We start from the raw sequence: 6,932 nt of genomic DNA, 5'->3' as shown, positions 1-6,932 counted from the left end.
GAGAGGTGCCTGGCGCGGCAGCAAAGAGGCAAGCCTGGCCCCAGGGTGGACCTCACAGGGGCGGCCAGTCTCACCTTGGGGTCAAGGCCGCCCCTCAATTCCACTCCTGCTGTTGTCTTCGCCTACGTCAGAACGGTTGAGGGTGACGACTGTTGGCTGCTCTGGCTTCTGCCGTCAGATGCGTTGCTGCCAGGGGCAGACGTGGAGAGATGCTTCGTAGATTGAGCAGCAGTTTCAGAACAATGCCGATGAAATGGCTGGCAGACGTGTGACTCGTCCTAAAACCAGAAAAACCCCACCCGCTATGAAAGAGAGGCAGGCTGTGACAGGCAAGGAGGCTGGATGTAAAGCCTGCGCTCACGGCTCACACCGGCAGCGGGCCCAGAAAGCGTACTCTGACGTATGACACAACCAGAGGGAGCGGAAGGACCGGGACCAGCCGCCACGCCGGGCGGGCGCGGCGAGGTGCTCATTAGCGGCCTGGACACTGGACCGCGCCCCGAGGAGCGGGCCAACCTGTCCCCCACCCAGGACCACGCCCGCTTTGTACCGCCGCACCCCGCCCAGGAACCCACCGACGAGGACGGCTAGGCACTTCTACGCTAAACTGCCCCTTGCACGCGCCCCCGACCCTGAAGCCGAGCGGGCGCAGTTTTCACGCAAGGAGTGTTTGCAGCATGGCCGGTCACAGCAAATGGTCTCAGATTAAGCGCAAGAAAGGCGCCAACGACAGCAAGCGCAGCGCGATGTACTCCAAGCACATCCGCGCCATTCAGGCGGCCGTCCGCTCAGGCGGCACAGGCGACCCCGCCGGCAACTTAAGCCTGAAAAACGCTATCGCGGCGGCCAAAAGCGCCACGGTGCCGGTGGACAATATTGACAACGCCATCAAGCGCGCTGTGGGTGCAGGCGAGGGCGCAGCCGATTACAAGGACGTGACCTACGAGGGTTACGGCCCTGGCGGCACCGCCATCTTCATTGAGACGCTGACGGACAACGTGAACCGCACCGTGGCCGACATCCGCGCCGTGTTCAGCAAGCGTGGGGGCAGCCTGGGCACCAGCGGCAGCGTGGCCTGGCAATTCGAGAAAAAAGGCGTGCTCCTGCTGACCGACGCCAGCGAGGCCGCCCAGGAAAGTGCCATTGAACACGGCGCCGAGGACATTCAGGAAACCGAGGATGGCCTGGAGGTCAGCACTGGCCCCAATGACCTGTATGCCGTACAGGACGCCCTGGTGGCCGCCGGCTTTACGGTGGACAACGCCCAGGTCGCCATGCTGCCCAGCAACACGGTGGCTGTGAACGGCGACGACGCCCGCAAGCTCCTCATCCTGATTGACGCCCTGGAAGACCTGGATGACGTGCAGAACGTCTACTCCAACGCAGAATTGCCCGAAGAGGAATAAAGGGTCGAAAGCCGAAGGGTGATGGAAAGCAGCAAAGTCCATCACCCTTCGGCTTTCCATCCTTACTGAACAGGGCGTTGGTTCGGGTCAATTCGGCTCTCTCCAGTGCCTGTGAATAGGGCAATCAGCGACAAGAGGCCCAATGAACTTGAGGCGAAATCGACGCGACTAGCAAGCCATGCGGCCTGCCAGGTGAGTCACCCACATCTCAGAGGAGTGCCGATGGACCCTCCTAGCGGTCCTTCACCGCTTTGCAAGCCCATCACCGACTCCAGCGCCGAGAGAGCGGGCCACGGCCGAAACACATTTTTCTCGTTCTCCTTCGTCATTCTCCCAGGCCGCTGAAGCAGTTCTCCAGGACCACTCTTACCGTCTACAGCACCAGCGCCTGCGCGTGGCCACCCAGACGGTCCCAGAGCGTAAATGCGGCGCGGGCGCCGGGGCGGATGACGCCCTCATCTGCCCAGCCTGCCGCCAGGGCAGGGCCGCGCGTGTGGGCGCGCAGCACGTCCATTTCGGTCAGAGCCTCGGCAGGGGCCAGGCGCTCGCCCGCGTCGTCCACGCGACTGATGGCCGCCGCAAAGTTGGCGCGGTAGTCGGGCGGGGCCACCGGGGCGTCACTGCCAAAAGCCAGCACCGCGCCCGCCGCCTGGATGGATTTGAAGGCGTAACTGAGGCCCTGCAGCTGCGGCAGCAGGTCACGAATCATGGGCCCGTCGGCCTGAAGGTGAATAGGCTGCACGCTGGCCGTCAGGCCACGGAAGCGCGGCACGTCCGCTGGGCGCAGGTGCTGGGCATGTTCGACCCGCAGCCGTACGCCCCGCTGCTCGGCCAGGGGCCGCAGGTGGTCGTAGGCGTCCAGCACCTCGGTGTTGGCCCGGTCCCCAATCGCGTGGGTCACCGGGGTCAGCCCCAGCTCCAGCGTCTCGCGCCCCACCTCCCGGATGAGGTCTGGGGGATCCAGCGGGATGCCTGTGCCCGAGCCGTCCGCATAACCTGGGGCGTGAAGCCAGGCCGTGCGGCTGCCCAGCGCGCCGTCGGCAAAAAACTTGACCCCGCCCCACTGAAACAGCCCGCCCGGCGTGCGCCGCAGCCCCAGCTCTCTGGCCAGGCCCAGGCGCCCATGCGGCAGGCAGGCCCAGACGCGCAGCGGGAGGTCGTCAGCGTCGGCCAAAGCCTGCAAGGCGCGGGGAGCCTCGGGCGGCTCAAAGGCCATCGTGTGCGCGCTGACGTAGCCGCGCGCCGCCAGGTCGGCCGCACCGGCCCGCGCCGCCGCCAGATACTGCGCCTCTGTGGGCGCCGGAATCGCCGCCTCCACTAGTCCCGAAGCGTGTTCGAGCAGGCAGCCCAGGGGCTGCACAATCCGGCCGCCCTCCGGGTCCGGCGTGCCGCCATGAATCCCGGCCGCCCGCAGCGCCGCCGAATTGGCCCACGACAGGTGGAGGTCGCGCGAATACAGCAGCACCGGATGGTGGGGGCTGACCTCGTCCAGCAGGGCTGCCGACGGGTACTCACTCAGCCCCAGTTCCGAGAGCAGAAAGCCGCCGCCCCGAATCCAGGTGCCCGGCGGCGTGGTCAGGGTGCGCTGCGCGAGCCGGGCCTGAACCTCGGCCACGCTGCGCGCGCCGTGCAGCGTGAGCTGTTCCAGCGAGAAGCCGTAAGACACCAGATGAATGTGCGCCTCGGCCAGCCCTGGGGTCAGCAGCAGGTCACGGTGATCGCGCACCTGGGCCTGCGGAGCCAGGGCGCGCACCTCCTCGCGCGTGCCCACTGCCAGGACCCGGCCGCCGCCCACCAGGACCGCCCCGGCTTCGGGGCACGGGTCATCCAGGGTCAAGGTGCGGGCGTGCAGAACAGTCAGGGGCGAAGGCAGAGTCATACCCGGCAGGCTAAGGCATCGGCCAAGGCGGCGGGCGCTCCCGACCTGCCGTCATTTCGTAATAGACTCACGCCATGCCCCGCATCCTCGTGGTGGATGACGACGCCGCCATCCTCAAGCTTGTCAGCGTGATTTTGTCCCGCGCCGGGCACGAGGTGCGTACCAGCACCCACCCCGTCGAGGCCCTTGACCTCCTGAAAGTCTTTACCCCCGACCTCGTGATTAGCGACGTGGTGATGCCGTATATGACCGGCCTGGAATTCCTGGAAAAGGTGCGGGCCCACGAGCAGCTCTCGGCCATTCCCTTCATGCTGCTGTCTAGCCACGCCGAGCGCGGCGACGTGCGCCGGGGCATGAACCTGGGTGCCGACGACTATCTGCCCAAACCTTTTACCCCGCAGGACCTGACCACCGCTATAGACGCCCGCCTGAGGCGCGCCGGCCTGACCCTGCAAGGTGAGAGTGGGATGCAGGCCAAGGGCCTGGGCACCGCGCAGGTGGTTTGGAAAGGTGGCGCGGTGTCGTGGGTCAGCCGCAAGGCGCTGGAACTGTTCTTCTATCTGCTGGAACACAAGGAAGTGACCAGCTGGGAAGCCGCCGAGGCCCTGTGGCCCGAAAAGGACGAGGCCCGTGCCAGCAGCCTTTTTCACACAACCCTGCACCGCCTGCGCCGCAGCCTGAGCAATGAAGCCGTGGTCAGTGCCAACCGCCGCTACGCCCTGAACGCCGAACTCAACCCCGAGTACGATGTGCAGCGCTTTGAGCTGCTGGCCGCCCAGGCCGAACAGGGCAGTCTGGGGCTGGAGGAACTGCGCGAACTGGTGTCCCAGTACGGTCAGTTTCTGCCTGGCACCGACAGTCCCTGGGCCGACGATGTGCGCGCCCGCCTGGAGCAGAAGCAGCTGAGCCTGCTGGGCGTTGCGGCCCGCGCCGCCACCCTGGCTGGCCGTGACCGGGACGCCGCGCAGTTTCACCAGCGCGCCCTGGCCATTGACCCCATGAGCGAGCCGGACTGGCAGGGCCTGGCCCGCGCCCTGGACACGATTGGCGACCCCCGCGCTCGCCTGGCCGCACAACGGGAAGCCTGGTGGGCGGTGGACCTGGACTGAGACTAGAGGGGCCGCCGCGTGTCCGGCGGCCCCTGCTCATGTGCGGCATGCGACTTCTTTCCTCTGCGTTAGCTTGAGTGAACCGGAGGTCAGTATGTTGACACGCGAACCCGCCCTCAGCGCCGACAGTGGCGCATCTGCCCCAAAACCACAAGCGCCTGCAAAACCCGCCGCTCTGAAAAAAGCGCCCAAAAAGTGGGAACGGACTTTTCTGGGCAAAGGAAAAGGTGTGCAGTTTCAGCTCCGCCTGATCCGGGACGAAACAGGTCACTTGCATGGACGTTACATGGCCAAGCCCGGCCAGGGCGGCGGCTGGCACGTTGAAGGCATCCTGCGCGAGGACAACACGTTTGCCGTGAAAGGCACAGAGAACAACGCTGTTTTTGAGGGCCGCTTCAGTCCCGACGGCCGCAGAATCACCACCAGTTTCACCAATGAGACTGAGAGCGGCAAATTTCACGTCGAGAGCATGGCGATGGGGTTCGTGGTGATGCCGAAGGGGTATATACCTGGGGGAGCGCAGCAGGGAGGGAATGGGAGCGGAGGACAAAATGGCTCAGCAGGTTCCGACACTCCTCAAGAGGAATCCACCGAGGTAACGGCGGCAGAGGCACAAGCGGCCATCAATGCTGCAAAATCCGCTGCTGCTGCTATGGGCAAACCTTTTAAGAATACCTCCCCAGAACATGCGAAAAATATTCTCGAACACTGTAAAAAGCAGGGGATCACCACCAAGAATCAGATTGCGTACATCCTAGCAACGGGTGTTTGGGAGTCTGACGGCTACACAGCTTTCAGAGAAAAATACGACAGTGGCTGGACACCAGAAGAATATTTTGAACAAAAATACGGCTGCAATCCAACGAAGACTCTGAGATCAGATAAGGCAAAGTTAGATGCAGGCAAATCAGTACAGAGCATTTTAGCTTCACGTAAAAATCGTAATATTTCCGAGCTTGGCAATACCAATCCAGGCGACGGCTATAAATATAGAGGAAGAGGATATGTGCACCTTACTGGAAAGGCAAATTATGCGAGGGCACAGAAGGAAATTATAATTCCTAGCAGCTACAAAATTGAGGGGAAAGTTCCGGACATAGTAGAAAATCCCGATCTTGCATCTACTGATTTTGAGATTGCAGGGATGATTATCGTCAAAGGAATGATGACTGGTCTATTCACTGGAAAGAAGTTAGGCGATTATATTAATGGTAATGTATCGAATTTTCGAGGCGCGCGATCCGTAGTCAATGGCAGCGATGCCGCTTCAGTAATAGCAGGCGGAGCCTTATCTGCCACGCATCATCTTAAAGAAAACCTCTCAGGTCAGCAAGATGGAGGGCCATCAAATAATTCCTACTCTCTTCTATCAGAGAATCAAAAAAATGCCATTGAGGCAGTTCCACAGGGCGGATATACACAGGAAGAGTTAAAGCGAATGAGGTCAGGTATTGAAATAGGAAGATTCAAAGGTATTCCGGCACACTATAACGGTCCAGTTGAAGCCGAAACATGGGGAACTAGCTTCGGAGAGGGAGGAGTCTATTATGGCTATAAGTGGCAATGTGTAGAATTTGTGAGAAGATTTACGCATTTGAATTCTGGGAAATATATTTCCTACAAAGGAAATGCGGGAACATTCTATAAAACAACCATATCTGATGGGGCTACGACGTTCGACGGATTTATTCAAAATAGAAATTGGGATTTAAAAACAGGGCAAAAGTTAGGGAGTAAGAATAAACCTAAAATTGGAGATATCCTAGTCATCAGAACTGCCACCTTCGGACATGTTGCAATTGTCTCCGAAGTCAATGAGGACAGCATCACCATAGTTCAGCAAAACGTTGAAACTAAATTCCAAGAATCTATATCTCTAACAAACATCTCAGGAAGATGGAAACTCGGAGGAGACGTCGTATGCTGGCTAAGTCAATAGCTTACCTGATGATTTTTGGGTTTATATCTTCGTTAATATCATGTGGCGCATCAGCATCTCCTCTTCTCTACGAAAGAACAGCCGCCACTATTTCTCAAAGCCTTTTTTGCAAAAAATATCTCTGTAAACTAGATTTAAATAGCGAAGATTCAAAGTCAGTTGTATACGATATAGTCGTCAAGTCTACTATTTATGAGACAATTAATACACAAATAGAGATTTCTTTATCCGATCAAGGAATATCAGAATTAACTATTCATCTTGGTTTAGATTATCCAAACAATAAACTCTATCCTGCCTATGCGAATCTTATTGAGGACTTTCACATAATGGCAACCGGAGAGAGCATTATAAATGCAAAAGAATACTTTTACGGTGGTAAAATCACGAAATGCTATGACAATCTATACTTCAGACAAATTAAGGATAACAGTATTATTCGAAGCGCAGTATCTTCAAGTAGCAAAACATCCAAAGTCCCATATATAACATATTGTAATCAATATTTTCTAGGTCCCAAGATCTCATCCAATAGATTTTTAACAATTGCTAGAAAATAGAACTATCAGAATTATAGTTGAAGCAATAGAATCCATCCA

General features: G+C 58.4%; 6 protein-coding genes. 5 read left to right on the top strand and 1 reads right to left on the bottom strand.

Annotated features, from left to right (window positions below; all coding sequences use genetic code 11):
• The first annotated feature begins 402 nt into the window (after positions 1 to 402).
• Positions 403 to 591: a hypothetical protein gene (locus tag K7W42_RS17625; RefSeq protein ID WP_157457288.1), complete on the top strand. Its 189-nt coding sequence runs from the start codon at positions 403 to 405 to the stop codon at positions 589 to 591.
• An 86-nt stretch (positions 592 to 677) separates the two neighbouring features.
• Positions 678 to 1,406 carry a YebC/PmpR family DNA-binding transcriptional regulator gene (locus K7W42_RS17620; RefSeq protein ID WP_157457289.1) on the top strand — a complete coding sequence of 243 codons (729 nt, stop codon included), beginning with the start codon at positions 678 to 680 and terminating at the stop codon, positions 1,404 to 1,406.
• Between the two features lie 373 nt (positions 1,407 to 1,779).
• On the opposite strand, the gene K7W42_RS17615 is transcribed toward K7W42_RS17620, so the two are convergent.
• On the bottom strand, positions 1,780 to 3,285 hold the full coding sequence (locus tag K7W42_RS17615; protein ID WP_224576244.1) for an amidohydrolase: 1,506 nt from the start codon (positions 3,283 to 3,285) through the stop codon (positions 1,780 to 1,782).
• 74 nt (positions 3,286 to 3,359) lie between these two features.
• On the opposite strand from K7W42_RS17615, the gene K7W42_RS17610 reads away from it, so the two are divergent.
• From K7W42_RS17610 to K7W42_RS17600, 3 genes are all read left to right on the top strand, one after another.
• Positions 3,360 to 4,394, top strand: a complete 1,035-nt coding sequence (locus K7W42_RS17610; RefSeq protein WP_157457291.1) for an AfsR/SARP family transcriptional regulator — start codon at positions 3,360 to 3,362, stop codon at positions 4,392 to 4,394.
• Positions 4,395 to 4,488: 94 nt separating this feature from the next.
• Positions 4,489 to 6,333: a CHAP domain-containing protein gene (locus K7W42_RS17605; RefSeq protein ID WP_224576243.1), complete on the top strand. Its 1,845-nt coding sequence runs from the start codon at positions 4,489 to 4,491 to the stop codon at positions 6,331 to 6,333.
• Entirely contained in the window at positions 6,315 to 6,893 is a 579-nt protein-coding gene (locus tag K7W42_RS17600; RefSeq protein ID WP_224576242.1) for a hypothetical protein, read from the top strand. Before K7W42_RS17605 ends, K7W42_RS17600 begins: the two co-directional genes overlap by 19 nt.
• The last annotated feature ends 39 nt before the right edge of the window (positions 6,894 to 6,932 follow it).

Source organism: Deinococcus betulae (genome assembly GCF_020166395.1).
Lineage (GTDB): Bacteria > Deinococcota > Deinococci > Deinococcales > Deinococcaceae > Deinococcus > Deinococcus betulae.
Note: the sequence above shows the minus strand (reverse complement) of the source record. Positions and strands in the feature narration are given on the sequence as shown.